Here is a 21,539-nt window from a genome sequence, read left to right on the forward strand (position 1 = left end):
CGTTGAACTTAAATGCTGAGATTTTATTTTCATGCAACCTTCCTCCTTAGTGATAACCTGCATCACCGACACGGACCTTATCTCTAAACACCCAGTAGGAAAGGATGGTATAGGCAATGATGATCGGAATAAGAATCACCGCACCCACCAGTGCAAATTTCTGACTGGAAGCAGGGGCTGCTGCCTCCCAGATCGTAACCGATGGCGGAATAATATGCGGCCATAAACTGATGACAAAACCGGTGAAGGCCAAAAACACCAGTGCCAAGGTGTAGATAAATGGCTTTAGATCCTGACGCTTTTGACAGGCTTTTAAAATCAAGGCAGTAAAGAGCAATACCAAAACTGGTACAGGACTAAAATACAGCAGATTTGGCAAGGCAAACCAACGTGCTGCAATTTCAGGGTGAGTCAGCGGGGTATAAAGACTGACGCCAGCAAACACCACAAATAACAAGATGATCAGCTTCGGCATTAACCGATACATCTGGTCCTGTAATTCATGATCTGTTTTCATAATTAGCCAGCCACAACCCAGTGCTGCATACATGGCAACCACACCCAGTCCGGTAAACACTGCGAAAGGGGTTAGCCAGTCCAGACCCGAGCCTGAGAAAATCCCGTTGGTCGTCTGGATTCCCTGAATATATGCCCCGAGAATCACGCCCTGAAAGAAGCTGGACAAGACCGAGCCCCAGATAAAGGCCTGATCCCATAAATGCTTGGTACGATTGGCCTTAAAGCGGAATTCGAAGGCGACACCACGGAAAATCAATGCAATCACCATCAAGGTAATTGGCATATACAAGGCAGAAAGCACGGTGGAATAGACCAGTGGAAAAGCAGCAAATAAGCCTGCACCACCAAGCACCATCCAGGTTTCATTGCCATCCCAGACGGGCGCGACAGTATTCATCATCACATCGCGCTCTTCACGGTTTTTAATAAAGGGGAACAGGATGCCAATGCCGAGATCAAAACCGTCCAGCACCACATAGATCAGTACGCCCAGACCAATAATACCGACCCAGATCAGAGATAAATCAATCATGGTAATTCTCCTTACTTTGATCTTGCCCGTCAATGCTTTCATCGACAGCACTCAGTGGGCGCATCGGTGTTTTGAAATGTCCCGGACCTGCGGGTTCATGTTCAATGGCATCAATAAATTCAGGACCTTTTTTCAGCAGTTTCAGCATATAGTAAATACCGCTACCAAAAACAATGGTATAGACCCCCACAAAGATAATCAGGCTGATGCCGACCTGATCGGCGGTAACGGTCTGCGACAGACCATCTTTGGTGCGCATCACGCCATAAATCACCCAGGGCTGGCGTCCGACTTCAGTGGTGACCCAGCCTGCAAGCAGGGCGATATAACCTGCTGGTCCCATAACGAAAGCAAATTTGTGAAACCATGAAGTGCCATACAGTTTGCCGGTTTTACGTAGCCATAAAGCAACCAGTGAAAGCAGTACCATCAGCATGCCCAGACCGACCATGACGCGGAAACTCCAGAACACAATGGTGGCATTGGGACGGTCTTCAGCTGCAAAGTCTTTTAAACCTGTGACTTTTCCATCCAGCGAATGGGTCAGGATCAGGCTGCCGAGATGCGGAATTCCGACTTCATACAGATTTTCCTCTTTGTCCATGTCCGGAATGGCGAAAAGCAAGAGTGGCATGGACTCGTTATGGTTGGTTTCCCAGTGTCCTTCAATGGCTGCCAGTTTGGCGGGCTGATGCTTTAAGGTATTTAAACCATGATTGTCACCAATCACCACTTGCAGACATGAAGTGACCAGAACCATCCATAGACCCATCGAAAATGATTTTTTGACCAGTTCATCGCGACGGCCTTTAATTAAATGCCATGCAGCAGTACCCACCACGAGAAGTGACGAGACTAAAAATGCCGCCGCCGCCATATGCGCCAAGCGATAAGGGAAGGATGGATTGAAAACAATCGCCCACCAGTCGGTAGGAATCACGATCCCGTTTTCAATGCTAAATCCTTGTGGGGTTTGCATCCAGCTATTGGAGGACAGGATCCAGAACATGGAGATACAGGTGCCGATGGCAACCATCAATGTGGCAAAAAAGTGTGCCTTGGGACTGACCCGTCCCCAACCGAACAGCATGATGCCGAGGAAGCCCGCTTCGAGGAAGAAAGCACTCAGTACTTCATAGGTCAGTAAGGGGCCAGTTACGCTCCCTGCGATTCGGGAAAATTCACTCCAGTTGGTTCCGAACTGATAGCTCATCACCACACCGGAAACCACGCCCATACCGAAGGCAACTGCAAAGATCTTGATCCAGAACTTGAACAGATCCTTATAAATTGGATTTTGGGTGCGAAGCCATTTCCACTCCAGCATGGCCAGAAAACAGGCCAGACCAATCGAGGTGGCAGGAAAGATAATGTGAAATGAAACAGTAAAGGCGAACTGTATTCGGGCTAATTCTAAGGCAGTAAAACCGAGATCCATATATCCTCTCCTATAACAGACGAGTAAAGCAGTCGCTAGGAAAATGTGAAAGAACGGACTTAAACGACTGAAAATACATAGAACCTTGTCATTGTTCTGGTTGGATTTAAAAGCCTTTTAAGTTTTATCCATCATCCCGTGTTCTGCTGTATATGAGTAGGTACAATTTCTTCTTGTTTTTTTATAACAGATAAGCTTGAGCTAGGTAATCTGTTATATTTTTTTTGCAAAATTCTGTAGCTATTCAGTATCAAGATGCTCATTCAAAATAGCATACACAACGATACAGTGTGTTAAATAATGATCAAGCATTGTAAGTCGTTTATCTGACCTTACTTCGGACTGAATGGCGTTTAATTATGTTTATAACCCCTGAGCTTAATGCATTGCCCCGGCTTTTTCAGGGCAAGGCACCATCGCAATCAGTACAAGAACAGTTACAACTTGAATATGTCAATCTTGAAGCAACGTTGTTAAGAGGCAAGGTGCTTAGAGATTTTTCTAAAGAAAAAGTCACCTACATTGCCCAGGCCCCCATTGCAGAAAATGAAGGACATCTGGCTTATGTGTTTGCGCCGTTTATTATTGCCAATTTAAATCAGCCGGTAATTTATACCACGCCGATTACAACATCAGTTTTATCCATTTTGAATCCGTATTATCAGGCGGAGAAAAGCATCCATCTCAAGATCGAAGAGGTGCTTGATAGTCTGAGACTCTATATTGAGCTGGTGCATGATCCGAAAAATGAGCAGGATTTTCTTTTTCGGAGTCTGGTGAAAGCCCTGTGCAGAACAGATATTTCCCATATTTTTCTGGTGACTCATCTGCCGATCGATATGCATCAGCTCAAAATATTGCAAGATTATCTACAGGTCAGAATTACGGTGATTGATAGCGGTCAGGATGTACCTCAAGTGAATCATGACATGATCAATATGCGCCAACTGTTGTTTAAAAATAAAGATGAATTCCATAAAGGAATTTGTACCTTATTTTCCAGTCTGAATGCCGGATTGGTGGCAAATATTGGCCAGTTTACCGAACAGCAGGCTGCGCATCTGATTGAAGATATGTTTTATTCCGAACATATTTTCGAGAAGTTGTCAGTCTATGCTGAATATATGCAGACCCGGATTCAAAATGGTGCCAGTTTTAAAGTTTTGTCCACGATATAAACAAGGTTAAACATTTCTTAATCTTTGAACAGGAGCGGACCTTATGTCGCAACAGCAATCCAAATTTCCCTATTTAGCAGTGGGTATCAGTATTTTGCTCGGTTGTTTATTTCTGGTGTTTTTCTTTCTGGCAGTCAGTAATCAACCTGATTATATGCCATCGCAGCAAAAGCATAATACCACTGAAGCACAGCAACTCAGTTCAGCCAATAAGTAATTTGCTCAACCCAATACATACCTGAGCTCAATCTTGATCCATCTTAGAGGCAAGCCAGCGGTGCCAATACCTTTTTGTTTAATTCGTTGTCTAGCAGGATAGCGCTGGCCAGTCTCACGATCAGAGAATAAGACAAATCTGGAATAGAAAAATCAGCAGATTCATGTTACTTCTAGAGCAGTAAGAAATGAAAATAGCTCAGCTGAGGGCGATGTAATGGATCATTCAGAACAAACAATTCATAAACAAGAAAATAATGGCTACGCGAGAATTGAGCCATATACCCAGCCTGCTGGCGGATGGGGCGCATTATTGAGTGTGGCACGCAATCTCAAACGTCAGGATATCCTTAAAAAAGGTTCGATTACTTTACTTAATATCAATCAGCCGACCGGTTTTGACTGTCCCGGTTGTGCATGGCCAGAGAAAAAAGATGCCCATGCCTTTAACTTTTGCGAGAACGGTGCCAAAGCCGTTGCTTTTGAAGCCACCAGTAAAACCGTGACACCAGAGTTTTTTGCTCAGCATACAGTCAGCTGGTTAGCCGAGCAGAGTGATTTTTATCTGGAAGACTTAGGGCGTTTAACCGACCCGATGCGCTACGATCCAGTCACGGATAAATATGTGCCGATTTCTTGGGATGATGCATTTCAGCTGATTGCCAAACATTTACAAGCCTTAGACCATCCTGACCAGGCGGCATTCTATACTTCGGGACGAGCCAGTAATGAAGCGGCTTTTTTATATCAGCTTTTCGTCAGAAGCTTTGGTACCAATAACTTTCCAGACTGTTCCAATATGTGTCATGAAACCACCAGTGTGGGTTTGAAAGATGCAATTGGCTTAGGTAAAGGGACCGTTATTCTGGATGACTTTGATCAGGCGGATGCCATCTTTAGTTTTGGGCATAACCCCGGCACCAATCATCCACGGATGCTGGCCACCCTGAGAGAGGTCTCAAGACGAGGAGGGAATATTGTTGCGATTAATCCGATTAAAGAACGTGGTTTGGAGCGCTTTCAAGATCCGCAAGCTCCTCTGGAAATGATGACCAATGGCAGTACCCCGATCAGTCGCTATTACTTCCAGCCCAAAATTGGCGGTGATTACGCGCTGATGTTTGGGGTGATGAAGCATTTACTGGAATGGGATAAACAAGCCCTTGCCCAAGGGAAGCATAGCGTTTTCGACCGCAGTTTTATTGAAATGAATACCATTGGCTTCGATGAGATGCTGGCGGAAATTGACCGGACTGAATGGTCAGAAATTCACAAGCACACCGGACTTTCACCTGAACATTTACAATCCATTGCCCAGATGTATCTCGATGCAAAAACGGCTATTTTCTGTTGGGGTATGGGGATTACCCAGCATCGTCACGGCACTGCCAATATTCATATGCTGGCGAATTTGATGTTGGCACGCGGTCATATCGGACGACCGGGTTCAGGGCTGTGTCCAGTGCGTGGGCATAGTAATGTGCAGGGCGACCGCACCATGGGCATCAATGAAAATCCAAGTGATAAGCTACTCGACAGTATTGATCGTGTATTTGGTATCAAGTCACCGCGTAAACATGGTTTTGGCGTGGTCGATACCATCAAGGCAATGTATGAAGGTGATGTCAAAGTCTTTATTGGTCTGGGCGGTAACTTTGCGGTTGCAACACCAGATACACCTTATACCCAAGAAGCTTTACGCCGTTGTAATCTAACCGTCAACATTACTACCAAGCTGAATCGTAGCCATCTGGTGTGTGGTCAGGACGCCTTGATGTTGCCATGTCTGGGGCGTACTGAAGTGGATATGCAGGTGCATGGCCCTCAAGCGATTTCGGTAGAAGATTCAATGTCGAACGTGCATCTTTCGGCAGGGCGTAATCTACCGATCTCTGAAAATATTTTGTCTGAACCCGATATTGTGGCGCGTATGGCGGAAGCCGCGTTACCCGACAGTAAGGTGAAATGGCGCTGGTATATTGAAAGTTATGACCGTATTCGTGATTCGATTGCCGAGGTGTTTGACGAATTCCATGATTTTAACCAGCGGGTTTATCAACCGAGTGGTTTTCACTTGGAACATCCTGCCAATCAGCATGTCTGGAACACGCCAAGTGGCAAAGCACAGTTCTTGATTACACCATTGTCCGAAGTGTATGAAGATAAAGAAAACCAGTATGCTGCTGCCTATAGCGAGCAGCAGGTGTATACCTTGATGACCACACGTTCGCATGACCAGTACAATACTACCTTATATGGTCTGGATGACCGTTACCGTGGTGTATTCGGGCAACGTCGTGTACTGTTTATGAATCAGGCAGATATTGATGCAGCAGGCTTTGTAGCTGATCAATGGGTTGATATCGAAAGTGTCTTCTCGGATGGGGTTAAACGAATCGTGCATAGTTTCCGTATCGTGCCGTATAACATTCCGCAAGGCAGTCTGGCCGCCTATTATCCAGAGACCAATCCGCTGGTGGCCTTAGGCAGTCATGATAAATATGCCAAAATTCCAGCATCAAAAAGTATCCCGGTGATCCTGCATGCAGGTCAGGCGCCTGAGCATTTTAACTTGGCGGTTGCAGTCGATCCTGAACATGCCAATGAACGGGTGGGTGGCGTCTAGACGCGCATCTAAGTAAAGAGGTCAATTGTGGATACCAAAACACGCGGCTATGAAACGGTGCCTGTGCATCGTTTCCATCAGGATCATTCTGAAAATGAAATGGATTATATTGTTCAGGAGTATCCTGTAGCGCTGATTTATAATGGCATCTCGCATGCCGTGATGATGGCAACGCCATCAGACCTTGAGGTTTTTGCCAAGGGGTTTAGTCTTTCGGAAGGGATATTACAAAGCTTAAATGAGTTGTATTCGCTTGAAATTCGTCACAATGCATTAGGGGTTGAGGTCGATATGACGATTTCATCGCGTGCATTTATGGCACTCAAACAACATCGCCGAATGATGGTGGGTCGGACTGGCTGTGGTTTATGCGGGATTGAGAGCTTAAAGCAATTTTATGCTGACCTGCCATTGGTGAGCAGCAAGGTTTCGTCCTTGTGGCTCAAGCAAATACCAAATGCCATTGCTCAACTGAAAGCTCGACAAAAAATTACTGAACTCACTGGTGGTGCGCATGCTGCGGCATGGGTGGTCCAAGGGCAAATCGTGGCACTCTTTGAAGATGTCGGCAGGCATAATGCCTTGGATAAACTACTTGGTCATTTGGCTGAGCAAAAGCTGAATGTTGCCGAGGGCTTTGTGATGATGACCAGTCGCGCCAGTTATGAGCTGATTCGCAAATGCGCACAATACAATATTGCCTTATTGGCGACCATTTCTGCGCCAACCAGTATGGCAATTGAAATGGCCAAACAATTAAACCTTACGTTGGCCAGTTTTTGTCGGGGTGAGAGCTTTGTGTTATATACAGAATAAATCTAAAAAAATGTGTAGGATATGAGCATTAAGTTTTTTTATTCCCCGATATTATGAATATACCTTTAAGACCTCAGCCTGTAATTAATAATCTTTCAGGTGAAAATGCTTTATTTATCGTACTTGGCATCAATACTAATCCAGATCATTCAGGGATTATCGATTTTCTTGCTAATTTTTCCGCATTGGTGCGCAGTCTGACCAATCGTTTTCCGAATAGTAATTTCAGTGCTTCAGTGGGAATTGGCTCAAATGCCTGGGATTTGCTGTTCCCTGATTTAAATAAACCGAAAGAGCTGGCACCCTTTCAAGAGATCAAAGGGCCAAGACATACCGCGGTAGCGACAACAGGCGATTTATTCTTTCATATCCGTGCCAACCAGATGGCGATTTGCTATGAACTTGCCTCAATTTTGCATGAGCAATTAAAACAAGATACCTATCCAATTAGTGAAACCAAAGGTTTTAGATATTTTGATGGTCGTGCCATTCTTGGTTTTGTCGATGGGACTGAAAATCCTGAACATGAAATTGCCAGAGAGATTGCCTATGTCGGGCAAGAAGATGCCGAGTTCATTGGTGGCAGTTATGTATTTATCCAAAAATACCTGCATAACATGGAGATGTGGAAAGGTCTAAGCACTGAAGAACAGGAAAAAGTTATTGGACGCAAGAAATATGATGATGTCGAGCTGGGTGATGATGTCAAACCGCAAAGTGCACATAATGTGGCGAGTAAGGCACATGATGCTGACGGCAATGAACTTAAAATCTTAAGAGCCAATATGCCATTTTCCAATCCAACTGAAGGTGAATATGGCACCTTCTTTATTGGCTATTCCCGTTCTTTTAATATCACCAAAACCATGCTTGAGAATATGTTCTTGGGTAAAGAAACCGGACATGTCGACCGCTTACTGGATTTCAGTACACCTGTTTCAGGCAGCTTGTTTTTTGTCCCGACCTTTGATTTTCTCGAAGATTTAGGCGAATAAGTTGAATCCGCTGAAATGAAGCCATTTATTTCAGCGGGAAATTTTTATTGGCTTATCAGATATTGTTGTAACTGTTCACGGAATTGATCAGGAATACGCCCTGATTTTTGTGTGCTGAAATCAAAATACACTTGAACCGCCTTGCCACGGGCAACGCAATGATCATTTTGCCAAGCTTCATGTGCGACTACGAATGAAGAATTACCGATATGCTCGATCCATGTTTTGATTTCAATATCAGCACCATAATAGATCTGGGCAACAAAATCGACTTCAACACGCGCCAGAATCAAAGGCAGATTTTTAATTTCCATACCTGGGTTAAATAGACGAAAAACAGGTTCGCGTGCGGTTTCAAACCAGCCTGTGATCACGGTATTGTTGATATGCCCGAAAGCATCGGTTTCATAGAATCTTGGGGTAATCGAAAGTGTGAACATAGTGAAGTAATTATTTTCTCATTTAAACCCATCTACTATAAAGGCTGACGCTTGCATACGTCAGCCCTGATAACAGACTTAGGCGACTACTTTAATCACTTTACTTTCGCGGTAGTCCTTCAGATTCACATGGTGCAGTTTGTGTTTAATCACAAAACCAAATTCGGGCCAGATGATATGATTACGACCGGCGTCATCTAAATAATAGCTCTTACAGATATCAGCTCTGACGGGCATTTTCGCCAGACGTTTATCGATGCGGGCATTAAATTGTTTTTGTACGGCTTCTTTCACTTCAATGTAGTCGATACGTCGTTGTTGCATGAGTTTAATGGCTTTTGAAATATAGACGGATTGTTGTTCTGCCGTCCACATTACTGAGCCGACTGTATTTTGCGAATTAGGACCGAGCATCATAAACATATTCGGAAAGCCGTGAATGGCCATTCCCATGTAAGCGCGGGGTTGACGTTGCCATGTATCACTCAGGCTACGACCTTCAACCCCTTTAATTATTTTATAAATCGCAGGCTCAGCGACTGCATAACCTGTACCAAAAATAATCGCATCTACCTGAATTTCTTTGCCATCTTCACCGACAACCCCATGTTCAGTGATATGTGAAAGGCCTTGGAACAGCACAGATACATTGGGTTTCACCAGCGCAGCATACCAGTTATTGGAAAACATCGGGCGTTTGCATCCCAAGGTATGTGTAGGTGTAACTGCCTGACGCATTTCAGGGTCTTTGATGCTGAGGTTGATATTGAGTTTACCCAGAGCTTGCAGCTTTTCCATGATCTTGATGTTCATAAATACAGGAAGTGAGGGCTCTAAACTCCACAAAGCACCTTCACGAATGATTTTTTCTAGCAATGGTGCTTTTTTGAAAACAGTTTTCACAATATTTGGCACAGCAAAATCAGGTTTAGGCAGTACCCAAGATGGGGTGCGTTGGAAACTGTATAAATGACCAACTTTTGGCTGAATTGCGGGTAAGAATTGAATTGCTGATGCACCGCTACCGATCACGGCAACACGTTTACCGGTTAAATCGTATTCGTGGTTCCATTTACCTGAATGGAACATGGTGCCTTTGAATTGCTCTTGTCCCGGAAAGCTCGGCATTTTGGCTTCGCCAATGAAGCCCGTTGCCGGAACAAAAAATTTCGCACTGTAGCTTTTACCATCCGCTGTACTGATCATCCAGCGATTCAATCCTTTGTCCCATTGAGCCTCGATTACTTCAGTGCCCAGCCGAATCTGAGGAACAATATTAAACTGATGTGCCACATCTTCTAAATATTGGCGAATTTCAGCCTGAGGGGCGTATGTGCGTGACCAATTAGGATTGGGTGCAAAGCCTAGAGAATACATTTCACTGGGAACATCACAAAACAGGCCTGGGTAATCATTCAATGCCCATGTACCACCAATACGCTCGGCCATATCCACAATCACGACATTGTGAATGCCTTGCTCCTTTAACTTTATACAGGTACTCAGTCCAGAGGGTCCTGCACCAATAATCAATACATCAACCAGTTGGGTGGGTTTGGATGGTTTAACTGCTTTATTCATTGGAAAATCCTGGTATGAAATAGACATACACCTAAACAAAAAGGTTCAAATTAGTATTTAGACGGCGGTCTGTTGAAAATGCTCAAGCAGTAACTCAGCAACACGCTGCGGTTGCTCTGCCTGTAAGAAATGCCCACAATTGGGTAAATGAATACTGCGTAAGCCTTGAGGAAAATGTCTGGATTGGGCCAAAGCCCGATGTAATGGAATACTCATGCAGCCATCATCCAATCCAGCCAAAGCCAATGTGGGAAGCTGGATTGGGCGGAGTAAATCTCGGTTGGCCTTTAAGTTGATAGAATGATGAACTGCAAATAAGCTACGGTAGTAGCGCGTGGCTGCCCATGCGATTTGCGGCTGGCTAAAAGCCTCACGCGTGGCTGCAAAATCTGCTTGTGTAAATTGCCATGTGGGTGACCATTTTTTCCAGATTTTCGCAACAAATTCAGCTTGATTTTGCGAGAGCAAGGTTTTGGCAAAATGCGATTGCATCAGCAACATATAAGAAGATAAATAGAGTTGCTTTGGAAAATTTTTTAAATTGATCAAAATATTCTTCATGGCAGGAATCGGAGGAACGGCCAGCAAGCTCATACTATACAGCGAGGCCGAATATTGACTGGCATAGCACATGGCGATAGCTGCTCCCCAGTCATGTCCCACCAGATGAAATTTTTGAGCACCAAGTATTTCTAACCAAGCTTTTAAGTCAGCAGTTGCAGAGGCCAAGCCATAGTGAGCATTGCTGCTTACTGAATCGAGTGTATAACCCCGTAACCAAGGGATGAGAACCTGATAGCCTGCATCGACCAGAATCGGGTAAAGCTTGTCCCAGCAATGCGGTGTATCTGGAAAGCCATGTAGCAACACCATTAGAGGACGATTAGGATCACCATACAGATTGGCCTGCAAGCTTAATCCGTCACGTTGCAGAATGAGCTGATCACTTTTCATAACGGCCTCAGCGATTCATTTTGGCTGCAAGCGCTTGAGCATAGGCTTCGGCAACTTGTTGGGCAGCAGGGGAATTTGCGATATAAGCCAGCGCCTTTTTCACATCACCATCATGTTCCGGATGATAGTTAAATTTACTCCAGCCTTTCAGTGCGGTCAGAATCATCACCAGATCGGGGAGGCTTTTTTTCTGCTTTGCGGTTTGCTGAAACTCCCAAATCAACGCCAATGGATTCTTGCGGGAAATTCGATTTGCTTCAGGGGTATTGTCCAACCTACACAGATACACAGATGCACCTAACCAGAACCCGACCATTGCAATAAAGGCGAAGCTCATACTGAGCTGACGACCTAAATAGCCTTTGAGATGATCACCAGCCAGTGCACGATAAGCATCATAACCAACAGTACGATGTTCAACTTCTTCGGCACCATGCCAACGTACAATATCCAGCATCGTAGGGTCGGCATGTTCGAGACCTTCAGCATCTAGCACCCAAGTGCCGAAGAAGCAAAAATAATGTTCCAAACCGGCAATGATGCCCATACGAAAGGCAAGCCACTGTTTCGAATAGCGTTTAAAAGGTCCATAAATTCCAAAGGGGGTATCGCCCATAAAACCATCTTTAAACATCCACTCTAAAAAATGTTTAAAAGGTGTCGGGTCTATACCATGGGTCTGGAAATAAATTTCAGCGCCCTTGTGTGCATTGGCATGAGCAGCTTCCTGAGCAATAAATCCACGGATATCGGCTTTCAGATTTTTATCGTTGACATAGGGCAAGGTTTTATTGGCAAGACGACAGAACCAGTGCTCAACAGCAGGCAGTAACACATGCATGCTGTTGAGTACATGAGTGGCCAATACATCATCGGGAACCCAGTGGCGAGGGGTTTGGGAAAAATCAAAATGTACTTTACGGGCAATAATCTGATGATCAATAAACTTATTCATCGTTCGACTCCTGTCTGTTTGGCTCAGATTGAAATCGCTTCAATTTTTTTGATTAAGCTGCGGGACTGGATATAACCATTGGCAGCAAACCATTGCAGTGCATCTCGGACAGCAATCTCGATGGGCGTTTGTGGTAAACCCAATTGCTGTACCGCTTTGGCGCAATTAAAAGATGTGCCTAATTGCCCGATTTTTGCTGCTGATGGGGTGACCAAAGGTGCTTTGTGGGTAATATGCTGGGTCACCCATAACGCGGCATGTCCTGCTAGTTGGGAGGAAACACCTTCAATCAGGTGGGGAATGGTTATCACAGGTCGCCAAATGCCCAATAAATGATGCACAGTTTTCGCCATGGCAACACCATCTAGATCTCTATTTCCCAGAATATAGGTTTCACCTGCTATGCCTTTTTCTGCAGCCAGCACATGGCCTTTGGCAACATCTCTAACATCAATCATATTGTTGATCGCAGCTGGCACAGCGAGCGCTGGCATCTGGGCAATTGTTAACAGTAATTTTCCTGTTGGCGTTGGCGCGATATCTTGGGGACCAATTGGGCCTGTTGGACAAACGATCACCACATCTAGACCGCCTGCTGCAAACTGTAAGGCAATTTGGTGTGCTTCAAATTTGGTCAGTACATAAGCATCACCTGTTACACCTAAAGCAAAAGGGCTTTGTTCTGTGGCCTGAATGCCTTTGGGTTGGCCTGCAAAACATGCACCTGTACTGGTATAAACCACCCGTTTAATACCAGCTTTTTTCGCGGCATTGAGAACAATACGCGTGCCTTCAACATTGACCTTACGCATCAACTCTGGTTTTGGCAGCCATAAGGCGTAGATCGCAGCGGTATGAAAGACTAAATCACAGCCTTCAACAGCTTCATCCATTTTGATGGGGTCGGTAATATCGCCTGCAATCAGTTCAACATCCAGCCCCTCAAGATTGCTTAGTTTTTCCTGAGGCAGATGTAATACGCGAACTTCATAATTTTCATTGAGCAGGGCACGCACAATATGCGAACCAATAAAACCAGCACCACCGGTAACCAGAGCTTTCATATCTCACCAACTTCCTTCAATTAGTATCCAGAATCGAGCTGGATAAAAATGCGACAATTTTATTGTTGGTACTATGCCGAATCACCGATATGTGTCATAGTTCTTGAAATGACAGTTTTGACCATTTTACGACATTCTGTATAAAACATTGATGAGATAACGCTTGTGAATCCATCTTTACCTGGAACCTACGTCAGTCTGATGGCCGACGTGGTACAAAAATTAAATATTTCTCCCGAGCAATTACTGGAAGGAAGTGGCGTTGGCGTCGAGCAACTTTCAGAACCGTTTTGGTATTTAGATTTTGATATTTTCAATAATTTATTGAATCGAGCGGTTGAACTCACCCATGAACCTGCGTTGGGCGTTTATCTCGGATTACAAATGACCGTGTCATGTCATGGCTCAGTTGGTCTGGCCGCCATGGTTTCACAAAATCTTGGTGAAGCACTGAATGTCATGGAGCAGTTTATTGGTCTGCGTTGTCCTGCATTAAAACCGCGTCTTGAAGTTGAAAATGGACTGGCTTCACTTTATTTAGACCAGCCGATGACAAACTTTAAGATGGGGATTGTCGGCATGACCTTTCTGATAGTAGGTTTTGCGCAGATGTCCAATGCCATCACTGGAACTAAATTAAAGATTAAGGCTGAACTGAATTATGCTGAACCTGCATTTCTACAGCAAGTTCAAGAGTTATTGCCTTGTGAGATCAGTTTTAATCAAGACCATAACCGACTGATTTTCCCTGAAAGTTACTTGGCACTGCCGCTGATTATGGCAGATCCCTTAGCTGCACGTTTGGCGCGAGAACAATGTAAACATGATTTGAACAAGTTGGTGGCTAAACGTGGTGAGAAACATCCACTCACGGCTTTGGTGCGTGAATTGCTTTTTGATGAGGTGGAAGGTTTTTTCAAAATGAAAGAGGTTGCAGATAAGCTGCATCTGACTGAGCGAACGTTACAGCGTCAATTGGCAAAAGAGGGAACCACTTTTCAGATGCTCATGGATCAAGTCCGAGAGCGATATGCTAAAAAATTACTGAATCATCATGAATATAGTATTTCCTCTATTTCAGAGAAGTTAGGCTACTCTGATGTTACCCATTTCACCCGTGCATTTAAGCGTTGGACAAATCAGACCCCAAAGCAATATCGCAATTTACGAGAATCGATCTCTAGTTAACATCAGGTTGTTCATTTCAGACAAAAAAGTGAGATACCTTAACTAAAGATCGAGTGCAAAAAAGTGGAAATCTACGCTGCTGGTTGAGACAATCCGCCGCCTAAGGCTTTATAAAGCTCGATCTGGTTATTCAACTTGGTTTGTTCCAGCATCAGTAAGCCTTGTTGGGCGGCATAAGCAGAACGTTGCGCATCCAGTACGGTCAGGTAATTGTCAATGCCTGCTCTAAAGCGAGCCGTGGATAATTTATAGGTGGTATCGGTTGCAGCAACCAAACGACGTTGTGCACTCAAACGCTCATCAATATGAGCACGGGCGGCAAGAGCATCATTCACTTCACGAAAAGCGGATTGAATGGCTTTTTCATAGTCGGAAACAGCAATTTTTTGCTCAGTTTCAGAAATTTTAATATGGGCTTTACGCGTTCCCCAGTCAAAGATTGGTATATCAATACTTGGTCCAACTGACCAAGAGAAGCCTCCTGACTTAAATAAATCTTTTAGTTCTGCCGATGCATAGCCAGCTGATCCTGTCAGGCTAATAGTGGGGAACATACGTGCTTTGGCAGCACCAATATTAGCTCCAGCAGCACGGAGTTGATATTCAGCAGCTTTTAGGTCTGGACGGTTATTCAGTAAATCACTGCTTAAGCCCGTTGCAAAGCGACTTTCAGCACTAATGGTTTTTACGGCTTGATGGGGCAAAAGATTTTGAGGAAGCGCTTGACCAGCCAATAGGTTCAGTAAGTTTTGTGCCTGTGCAACCTGAGTCTTATACGTCGCGACATCATTGCGGGCGGTTTCAACTGAAATCTGTGCCTGTCGTAACGGGACTTCACTATCAATGCCAACATCAAAACGTTTTTTATTCAGATTATAAGAGTCGAGCTGTGCTTTTAAGGTCTGTTCAGCTAAGTTTAAATTGGCTTTTGCATAGGCATAATCTAACCAAGCTTGTGAGACTTGGCTGACTAAACTGATCTGTGTGGCTTCTCGTGCACTTTGGGTGGCAAGGTAATGATTCAGTGCTGCATCTTTTAAGCTTTTGACTCGGCCCCAAAAATCCAGCTCATAAGCCGTCATCCCTAGACCGACTTGAAAAGTTGAATAGGGATTGTTTGGATTTACAGATGGATTCACCTGTCGTACCGCACTACCATTTGCTCCAATGGTAGGCAGCTGCTCATTTTTACTGATCTGATATTGCTGTTGCGCACGCTGAATATTAAGTGCCGCAGTACGTAAATCACGATTATGATTTAAACTGATTTCAATCACTTGTAATAAACGTACATCAGAAAAAAATTGTTGATAACCCTGATTGGCAATCGAATTTCCAGTTGTGGTTTGAGAAAAATTTTGTGGAATATCGGATTGAATTACAGGTTGGGGTGCCTGCAGATTCATACATGCCGTTAGGGCAATTGAAAGCGTAGACACTAGTAAGCCACGAGATAAGACAGTCGCTTTAGACATGGTCTTCTCCAAATAAGATGAGGATAAATACAGAGGGGAGTCAGAGGAAATCCGTTGATTCCCTCTGCTCGTTATCATTTAAGATGGATCTTTTGGTTTCGAGGAAAACAGCTTTTCAACTGCACCCAAAACAAAAATAAAGAACACGGGTACAAAGAAGATTGCCAGAATCGTCGCTGAAATCATGCCGCCAAATACACCTGTACCTAAGGCATGTTGGGTTTCTGAACTTGCCCCTGAAGCGATGACCAATGGAATCACACCACAAGTAAAGGCTAAGGAGGTCATCAAAATCGGGCGTAAACGCAGTTTGGCTGCGGCCACTGTGGCCTCAATTAAACTCATGCCTTCTTCTTTCAGCATCTTTGCAAATTCGACGATCAAAATGGCGTTCTTGGCGGATAAACCAATAATGGTAATCAGGCCAATTTTAAAGAACACATCGTTCATCAGTCCGCGTGACATAATTGCAATCACGGCACCAAAGATACCCAAAGGCACCACCAGCATCACTGAAAGCGGAATGGCCCAACTTTCATAAAGTGCCGCAAGTACCAGAAACACCACCAGCATGGAGAGGGCCAGCAAGAAGGCCATCTGAGATTCAGATTGCTTTTCCTGTAAGGATATACCGGTCCATTCATAGCCAATGCCTTTCGGTAATTTGGCAATCAGGTTTTCCATTTCACGCATGGCATCGCCCGATGAGGTATCAAAGTTCGGAATACCGGCAATACTCAACGATGGGCGACCGTTATAGCGGTTATATTGCTGTGGTGCTTTATTCCATTGTGGTGTGACCACTTCGGAGAGAGACACCAACTGTCCGTTTGAGCCCATCACTTTCAGGTTTAAAATATCTTTTAATTGCATCCGTGATTTGGCTTCAACCTGTACAATCACTTGTTGCATACGTCCCTGATTAGGGAAGTCATTGATGTACATTGATCCCATTGAGGTTGAAATGATGTCGGAAACATCGGAGAACTTCACTCCAAGAACATTCAATTTTGCACGGTCAATTTTTAAAGAAATATTGTCGCCCTGTGGTAAGCCTTCATTCCAGACCATATAGAACTTTTTATTTTTGGCCGCCATTTCCATGAGCTGATCTTGTGCAGCCAGGAGTGCTGGCATGCCCAAATTGCCACGGTCTTGTAAGCGTAAGCTGAAACCGGCAAAAGTCCCCAGCTCATCAATGGCCGGTGGAAGCACCGCCATGGTTGCACCTTCTTTACTATGTGCCATGGTTCCATTGACCGCATTGGTCATTTCACTGGCACTTGACGTCCGCTCTTTAAAATCTTTGAGTGTGGTAAACGCCATTCCCACGTTTTGGCCTGCGCCACTAAAGCCCCAACCCATAATGGTGGTATTGCTTTCCACGTTCGGGTTGTCTTTCAAACTGTTTTCAAATTCGTTGACTACAGCTCGGGTTCTTTCAGCTGTGGCATCGGAAGGTAACTGGAAGGTGGTCAGAAACCAGCCCTGATCTTCTTCTGGCATAAAGGCAGTTGGCCAGTACTTCATGCCTGCAAAGGTGAGACCGGTAATGACCACAAAGACTGCCATCATTGGAAGACTATGCTTGATCACTTTCAGCAGGATCAATTCATACTTCTTGGTGACTTTATCGAAGCTACGGTCAAACCAGGCAAAGAAACCTTTCTTTTGATGATGCCCATCAATCGGTTTCAGGATGGTGGCACAGAGCGCAGGGGTCAGGATCAATGCCAATAATGCCGAGAACAGAATCGACACTGACATGGTCAGGGTAAATTGTTGATAGATGATGCCGACCGAACCACTGGCAAAGGCCATGGGTAAGAATACTGCAGCCAAGACCAGGGTAATCCCGATAATCGGACTGGTGATTTCCTTCATGGCCTTGGATGTGGCTTCTTTGGGTGGAAGCCCTTCAGTTGCCATGATCCGTTCGACGTTTTCCACTACCACAATTGCATCATCGACGATAATACCAATGGCAAGCACCATACCAAACATGGTCAGTACGTTAATCGAGAAGCCAGCCATGAGCATGACCGCAAAGGTACCCAGCAGGGCAATCGGGGCAACAATTGCCGGAATCAGGGTATAGCGCACATTATGCAAGAACAGATACATCACGATGAAAACCAGTACCATGGCTTCCAGTAAGGTATGAATCACTTTTTCGATTGAAATTTTAACAAAAGGCGCCGTGTCATAAGGAATACTAAACTGCATGCCTTCAGGCAGGTTGAGTTTTAATTCTTCAATCTTGGCTCTGACCCCTTCGGCTGTCTTCACTGCATTGGCACCCGGACTGAGCTGGATTGCAGCCGCTGTTGCGGGTTGACCATTTTCTAAAATTGCAAAGTTATAGGCTTGCGACCCCATCTCAACCTTGGCAACATCTGACAGTCTGATGACACTGCCGCTGGTTTTACTTTTAAGACTGATATTCTTAAATTGTTCAACATCACCGAGCTGGCCTTCAGCAGACAAGGGCACGGTAATCAATTGGCCTTTTAGCGCAGGGAGATCACCGAGTCGGCCAGGGGCAATCTCGACATTGTTCTCGCGAATCGCATTGTTGACATCACTGATGGATAGGCCATAAGACACCAGTTTGTTTGGGTCAACCCAAATACGCATGGCTTTTTCAGCACCGAAGGATTGAACCTTACCCACGCCTTCAACGCGTTTCAGTTCTTCCACCACGTTACGGACCAGATAGTCACTCAGGTCAACTTCTGAATATTGTCCTTTGGGCGAGTTGATTCCGACCAGCATCAGGAAGCCTGATGAAGAGGCTTCGACCTGTAAACCCTGTTGGCGAACCACTTGGGGAAGACGCGCTTCAACGGCCTTGATCTTGTTCTGAACATCTACCTGTGCCATTTCAACATCTGTACCGGGTTTAAAGGTCGCCGAAATCTCTGCGGTACCCGAGGTATCTGTGGTTGAGCTGTAATACAGCAGGTTTTTTACGCCGGATAATTCCCGCTCAATCAGGGTGACGACACTGTCATTGATGGTCTTGGGTGTTGCACCCGGATAAGTGGCACTAATATTGACCTGAGGCGGTGCCACGCTTGGAAAGCGGGCAATCGGGAGTTTCGGAATACTCAGGAGCCCAAACAATATAATAAAAATCGCAATCACCCATGCAAATACCGGGCGGCGAATGAAGAATTGTGACATCATCATTGAGCTCCCTGTGTTGCTGGGACTTTCCAGTTGCTAATCTCAAGTTTTTGATTCGGCTGGATACGGTCAATACCTTCTACAATTACTTTATCACCGGCTTTTAAACCTTTATTGGCGATATAAAACTGGTCATAGGGTTGTCCCAGTTCAATTGGGCGTATCTCTGCTGCACCTTTGTTATTGAGTACATAGACTTGCGGTTCACCATTGATATTGCGTTGTACCGCTTGTGCCGGGATTAATAATGCTTGCGGGATTGAAGCACGGTCAATATTGACACGGACATACATGCCTGGAAGGAGTTTCCGTTCAGGATTCTGAACTTCGATCCGGATGGTCACATCTCCGGTTTCAGGATCCACATTGATGTCTTCAAATAGCATTTTGGCCGTGACGTTATATGCTTGTCCGTGGCTATTGGAGATACGGACAGTTTTTTCATTATTGGCAGACAACTCGCCACTTTGTAGTGCGGCCTGTAAACGTTCGTATTCACCAATCGACTGTTTAACATCAACATAGACTTTATCAATCTGCTGTACGGTTGCCATGGTATTGGCATCACCTTGGCTGACCAAGGCACCTTCGGTCACAAAAGATTGACCAATACGTCCCGAAATCGGGGCACGCACTGTGGCATATTGCAGGTTCAGATTCTGACGGGTGAGGAGCGCTTTCATCTGGGCGACATCAGCCAAGGCCTGACGGTATTCAGCTTGGGCATTACTGACCTCCTGCTTACTGATTGCGTTGCTTGGCAATAGTTGTTCATAGCGTTCCAGCTGCACTTTTAAACGTGCGACCTCAGCTTCGGCTTTGTTCAGCGAGGCTTTGTTGCTATTCACATCGGCCTGAAAGGTTTCGGCATTAATTTTATAAAGTGCTTGTCCTGCTTTGACTTCACTGCCTTGTCGGAACAAGACTTTTTCAATAATGCCGCCCACCTGAGGACGGATTTCTGCCGTCCGGAACGCTTGGACACGTGCCGGCAGGTTCTCGCTAAAGCTCACCGATTGCGGTTGGATATTTAAAATGCTGACTTTGGCAGGCGGTGTTTCAGCGGGTTTTGCCTGCTCGGAACCACAACCTTGCAGTACAAGTCCGATGGATAAAAATAATGGAAGTAAGAGCTGCTTTTGCATGCTGTCCAAACCTTGGGAGTTTTTGATGCTGCTATTATTTTCGCGCTGTGTGTAACGACCATCGGTGAAGTGTGGAAAAAGTGTGGAGATCCAGAGATAAATCAGCGTATGATTGAAAGAGATTGAAATTATCCGATGACTGATTCATGTTTGAAGCCTCATTTTCTTTTGATTGCCGTGATAAGCAGATTCTCGTCGTAGAAGATGAGTATGATATTGGCGATATTATTGAGCATTACTTAAAACGCGAAGGCATGCAGGTCCTTCGCGCCATGAATGGCAAGCAAGCCATTGAAATCCATGCATCGCACCCGATTGACCTGATCTTGCTGGATATTAAATTACCTGAGCTCAATGGCTGGGAAGTGCTGAGCAAAATCCGCCAGAAAGCCCAAACGCCCGTCATTATGCTGACCGCATTGGATCAGGATATTGATAAAGTCATGGCCTTGCGCATTGGTGCAGATGATTTTGTGGTTAAACCGTTCAATCCGAATGAGGTGGTGGCACGTGTGCAAGCCGTGCTGAGAAGGGCTCAACAAAATCAGCAGGCACAAAATAGAAATCTGCTTTATAAGAATATTGAGATTCACTCGGATTTACACAGCGTCTATATCCGTCAGCAGGACAAAAAAATCATGCTCAATCTCACCTTGACCGAGTATAAGATCCTGTTGCTGATGATCGATCAGCCCTATAAAGTTTTTACCCGCGGGGAGCTGATGAATCATTGCTTGCCTGACAGCGATGCGCTGGAACGGACGGTGGACAGTCATGTCAGTAAACTCAGGAAGAAACTGGAAGAACACGGTTTGCAAAATATGCTGATCAATGTGCGCGGAGTCGGCTATCGGCTGGACCACCCTGCGCAGTGAGCATATTTTGACTGTGTACGGTTTTTTTAATTCAAATCCTCAGATTTCCGCTTATGCGATTTAAACGATGAAAACAGTCGTTTAAATCCATTTTTGATCTTTGCCCAATATTCTTTACCCAATAAGGCAATCACGATTAACAGTAGAATTTCACCCCCAATCGCCATTGTGGTCATGACCAGTGCTTTGTGCGGAATATCCAGAAAAGGGACAATCGGAAAGGCAATCCAGTAAACCCCGACCATCGCCAAAAGGATAAAACCTATTTTTTTACGCAGATTCAGTTGTTGATTCAGCATGAGCACCACATTTACACAATTTTCAATTTTGCTATTTTTCGGCAGGTATGAGGA

18 protein-coding genes are annotated in these 21,539 nt (G+C 44.9%); 7 read left to right on the plus strand and 11 right to left on the minus strand.

What is annotated here, in order from left to right; all coding sequences use genetic code 11:
• Window positions 1-46 precede the first annotated feature (46 nt).
• Both cydB and J699_RS12505 read right to left on the minus strand, forming a co-directional pair.
• On the minus strand, window positions 47-1,051 hold the full coding sequence (gene cydB / locus J699_RS12510; RefSeq protein WP_032867096.1) for a cytochrome d ubiquinol oxidase subunit II: 1,005 nt from the start codon (window positions 1,049-1,051) through the stop codon (window positions 47-49).
• On the minus strand, window positions 1,044-2,489 hold the full coding sequence (locus J699_RS12505; protein ID WP_032867099.1) for a cytochrome ubiquinol oxidase subunit I: 1,446 nt from the start codon (window positions 2,487-2,489) through the stop codon (window positions 1,044-1,046). The genes cydB and J699_RS12505 overlap by 8 nt, the downstream gene beginning before the upstream one ends.
• 359 nt (window positions 2,490-2,848) lie before the next feature.
• On the opposite strand from J699_RS12505, the gene J699_RS12500 reads away from it, so the two are divergent.
• The 5 genes from J699_RS12500 (at window position 2,849) to J699_RS12485 (ending at window position 8,320) form a co-directional block, all read left to right on the plus strand.
• Window positions 2,849-3,667: a hypothetical protein gene (locus tag J699_RS12500; protein WP_032867100.1), complete on the plus strand. Its 819-nt coding sequence runs from the start codon at window positions 2,849-2,851 to the stop codon at window positions 3,665-3,667.
• Between the two features lie 43 nt (window positions 3,668-3,710).
• Window positions 3,711-3,884 carry a cbb3-type cytochrome oxidase assembly protein gene (locus J699_RS19495; protein ID WP_005231060.1) on the plus strand — a complete coding sequence of 58 codons (174 nt, stop codon included), beginning with the start codon at window positions 3,711-3,713 and terminating at the stop codon, window positions 3,882-3,884.
• Between the two features lie 216 nt (window positions 3,885-4,100).
• Window positions 4,101-6,509 carry an FdhF/YdeP family oxidoreductase gene (locus J699_RS12495; protein WP_032882776.1) on the plus strand — a complete coding sequence of 803 codons (2,409 nt, stop codon included), beginning with the start codon at window positions 4,101-4,103 and terminating at the stop codon, window positions 6,507-6,509.
• A 27-nt stretch (window positions 6,510-6,536) separates the two neighbouring features.
• Window positions 6,537-7,325: a formate dehydrogenase accessory sulfurtransferase FdhD gene (fdhD, locus tag J699_RS12490; protein WP_032867102.1), complete on the plus strand. Its 789-nt coding sequence runs from the start codon at window positions 6,537-6,539 to the stop codon at window positions 7,323-7,325.
• Window positions 7,326-7,378: 53 nt separating this feature from the next.
• Complete coding sequence (locus J699_RS12485) at window positions 7,379-8,320, plus strand: Dyp-type peroxidase (RefSeq protein WP_032867104.1); 942 nt, start codon at window positions 7,379-7,381, stop codon at window positions 8,318-8,320.
• Between the two features lie 44 nt (window positions 8,321-8,364).
• Here J699_RS12485 and J699_RS12480 read toward each other — a convergent pair whose 3' ends face one another.
• The 5 genes from J699_RS12480 to J699_RS12460 form a co-directional block, all read right to left on the minus strand.
• A complete protein-coding gene (locus J699_RS12480; protein WP_005286749.1) occupies window positions 8,365-8,760 on the minus strand; it encodes an acyl-CoA thioesterase in 396 nt (131 codons plus the stop codon).
• 78 nt (window positions 8,761-8,838) lie between these two features.
• Window positions 8,839-10,341, minus strand: coding sequence for a flavin-containing monooxygenase (locus tag J699_RS12475; protein ID WP_032867105.1), 1,503 nt, complete (start codon window positions 10,339-10,341; stop codon window positions 8,839-8,841).
• A 57-nt stretch (window positions 10,342-10,398) separates the two neighbouring features.
• Window positions 10,399-11,295: an alpha/beta fold hydrolase gene (locus tag J699_RS12470; protein WP_032867106.1), complete on the minus strand. Its 897-nt coding sequence runs from the start codon at window positions 11,293-11,295 to the stop codon at window positions 10,399-10,401.
• 7 nt (window positions 11,296-11,302) lie between these two features.
• Window positions 11,303-12,250 (minus strand): metal-dependent hydrolase, encoded by a 948-nt coding sequence (locus J699_RS12465; RefSeq protein WP_032867107.1) that lies wholly within the window; start codon window positions 12,248-12,250, stop codon window positions 11,303-11,305.
• 23 nt (window positions 12,251-12,273) lie between these two features.
• Window positions 12,274-13,314, minus strand: a complete 1,041-nt coding sequence (locus J699_RS12460; protein ID WP_032867109.1) for an NAD-dependent epimerase/dehydratase family protein — start codon at window positions 13,312-13,314, stop codon at window positions 12,274-12,276.
• A 165-nt stretch (window positions 13,315-13,479) separates the two neighbouring features.
• Between J699_RS12460 and J699_RS12455 the strand changes: the two genes are divergently transcribed.
• Window positions 13,480-14,502, plus strand: a complete 1,023-nt coding sequence (locus J699_RS12455; RefSeq protein WP_032867111.1) for an AraC family transcriptional regulator — start codon at window positions 13,480-13,482, stop codon at window positions 14,500-14,502.
• Between the two features lie 71 nt (window positions 14,503-14,573).
• Here J699_RS12455 and adeC read toward each other — a convergent pair whose 3' ends face one another.
• The 3 genes from adeC to J699_RS12440 all read right to left on the minus strand — a co-directional run bounded on the left by adeC (window position 14,574) and on the right by J699_RS12440 (window position 20,311).
• The gene (gene adeC / locus J699_RS12450; RefSeq protein WP_032867114.1) at window positions 14,574-15,977 is read right to left on the minus strand and encodes an AdeC/AdeK/OprM family multidrug efflux complex outer membrane factor; all 1,404 of its coding nucleotides are present in this window, start codon (window positions 15,975-15,977) and stop codon (window positions 14,574-14,576) included.
• Window positions 15,978-16,055: 78 nt separating this feature from the next.
• The gene (locus tag J699_RS12445; RefSeq protein ID WP_032868235.1) at window positions 16,056-19,166 is read right to left on the minus strand and encodes an efflux RND transporter permease subunit; all 3,111 of its coding nucleotides are present in this window, start codon (window positions 19,164-19,166) and stop codon (window positions 16,056-16,058) included.
• Window positions 19,166-20,311 carry an efflux RND transporter periplasmic adaptor subunit gene (locus J699_RS12440; protein WP_032867118.1) on the minus strand — a complete coding sequence of 382 codons (1,146 nt, stop codon included), beginning with the start codon at window positions 20,309-20,311 and terminating at the stop codon, window positions 19,166-19,168. The genes J699_RS12445 and J699_RS12440 overlap by 1 nt, the downstream gene beginning before the upstream one ends.
• A gap of 146 nt (window positions 20,312-20,457) precedes the next feature.
• Between J699_RS12440 and adeR the strand changes: the two genes are divergently transcribed.
• Entirely contained in the window at window positions 20,458-21,186 is a 729-nt protein-coding gene (adeR, locus tag J699_RS12435; RefSeq protein ID WP_032867121.1) for an efflux system response regulator transcription factor AdeR, read from the plus strand.
• A 26-nt stretch (window positions 21,187-21,212) separates the two neighbouring features.
• Here adeR and J699_RS12430 read toward each other — a convergent pair whose 3' ends face one another.
• On the minus strand, window positions 21,213-21,485 hold the full coding sequence (locus J699_RS12430) for a transporter suffix domain-containing protein (RefSeq protein ID WP_032868239.1): 273 nt from the start codon (window positions 21,483-21,485) through the stop codon (window positions 21,213-21,215).
• Window positions 21,486-21,539: the final 54 nt, after the last annotated feature.

Origin of the sequence: Acinetobacter sp. 1000160 (assembly GCF_000588715.1) — a bacterium.
GTDB classification, from domain to species: Bacteria; Pseudomonadota; Gammaproteobacteria; order Pseudomonadales; family Moraxellaceae; genus Acinetobacter; species Acinetobacter courvalinii.

Excerpts from the sequence above, each read along its gene's own strand:
- J699_RS12430 (WP_032868239.1), bottom strand. The coding sequence starts at position 21,485 with ATGCTGAATCAACAACTGAATCTGCGTAAAAAAATAGGTTTTATCCTT.
- J699_RS12485 (WP_032867104.1), top strand. The coding sequence starts at position 7,379 with ATGAATATACCTTTAAGACCTCAGCCTGTAATTAATAATCTTTCAGGT.
- J699_RS12495 (WP_032882776.1), top strand. The coding sequence starts at position 4,101 with ATGGATCATTCAGAACAAACAATTCATAAACAAGAAAATAATGGCTAC.
- adeR (WP_032867121.1), top strand. The coding sequence starts at position 20,458 with ATGTTTGAAGCCTCATTTTCTTTTGATTGCCGTGATAAGCAGATTCTC.
- J699_RS19495 (WP_005231060.1), top strand. The coding sequence starts at position 3,711 with ATGTCGCAACAGCAATCCAAATTTCCCTATTTAGCAGTGGGTATCAGT.
- adeC (WP_032867114.1), bottom strand. The coding sequence starts at position 15,977 with ATGTCTAAAGCGACTGTCTTATCTCGTGGCTTACTAGTGTCTACGCTT.
- J699_RS12460 (WP_032867109.1), bottom strand. The coding sequence starts at position 13,314 with ATGAAAGCTCTGGTTACCGGTGGTGCTGGTTTTATTGGTTCGCATATT.
- J699_RS12475 (WP_032867105.1), bottom strand. The coding sequence starts at position 10,341 with ATGAATAAAGCAGTTAAACCATCCAAACCCACCCAACTGGTTGATGTA.
- cydB (WP_032867096.1), bottom strand. The coding sequence starts at position 1,051 with ATGATTGATTTATCTCTGATCTGGGTCGGTATTATTGGTCTGGGCGTA.
- J699_RS12500 (WP_032867100.1), top strand. The coding sequence starts at position 2,849 with ATGTTTATAACCCCTGAGCTTAATGCATTGCCCCGGCTTTTTCAGGGC.
- J699_RS12445 (WP_032868235.1), bottom strand. The coding sequence starts at position 19,166 with ATGATGTCACAATTCTTCATTCGCCGCCCGGTATTTGCATGGGTGATT.
- J699_RS12470 (WP_032867106.1), bottom strand. The coding sequence starts at position 11,295 with ATGAAAAGTGATCAGCTCATTCTGCAACGTGACGGATTAAGCTTGCAG.
- J699_RS12440 (WP_032867118.1), bottom strand. The coding sequence starts at position 20,311 with ATGCAAAAGCAGCTCTTACTTCCATTATTTTTATCCATCGGACTTGTA.
- J699_RS12465 (WP_032867107.1), bottom strand. The coding sequence starts at position 12,250 with ATGAATAAGTTTATTGATCATCAGATTATTGCCCGTAAAGTACATTTT.
- J699_RS12480 (WP_005286749.1), bottom strand. The coding sequence starts at position 8,760 with ATGTTCACACTTTCGATTACCCCAAGATTCTATGAAACCGATGCTTTC.
- J699_RS12505 (WP_032867099.1), bottom strand. The coding sequence starts at position 2,489 with ATGGATCTCGGTTTTACTGCCTTAGAATTAGCCCGAATACAGTTCGCC.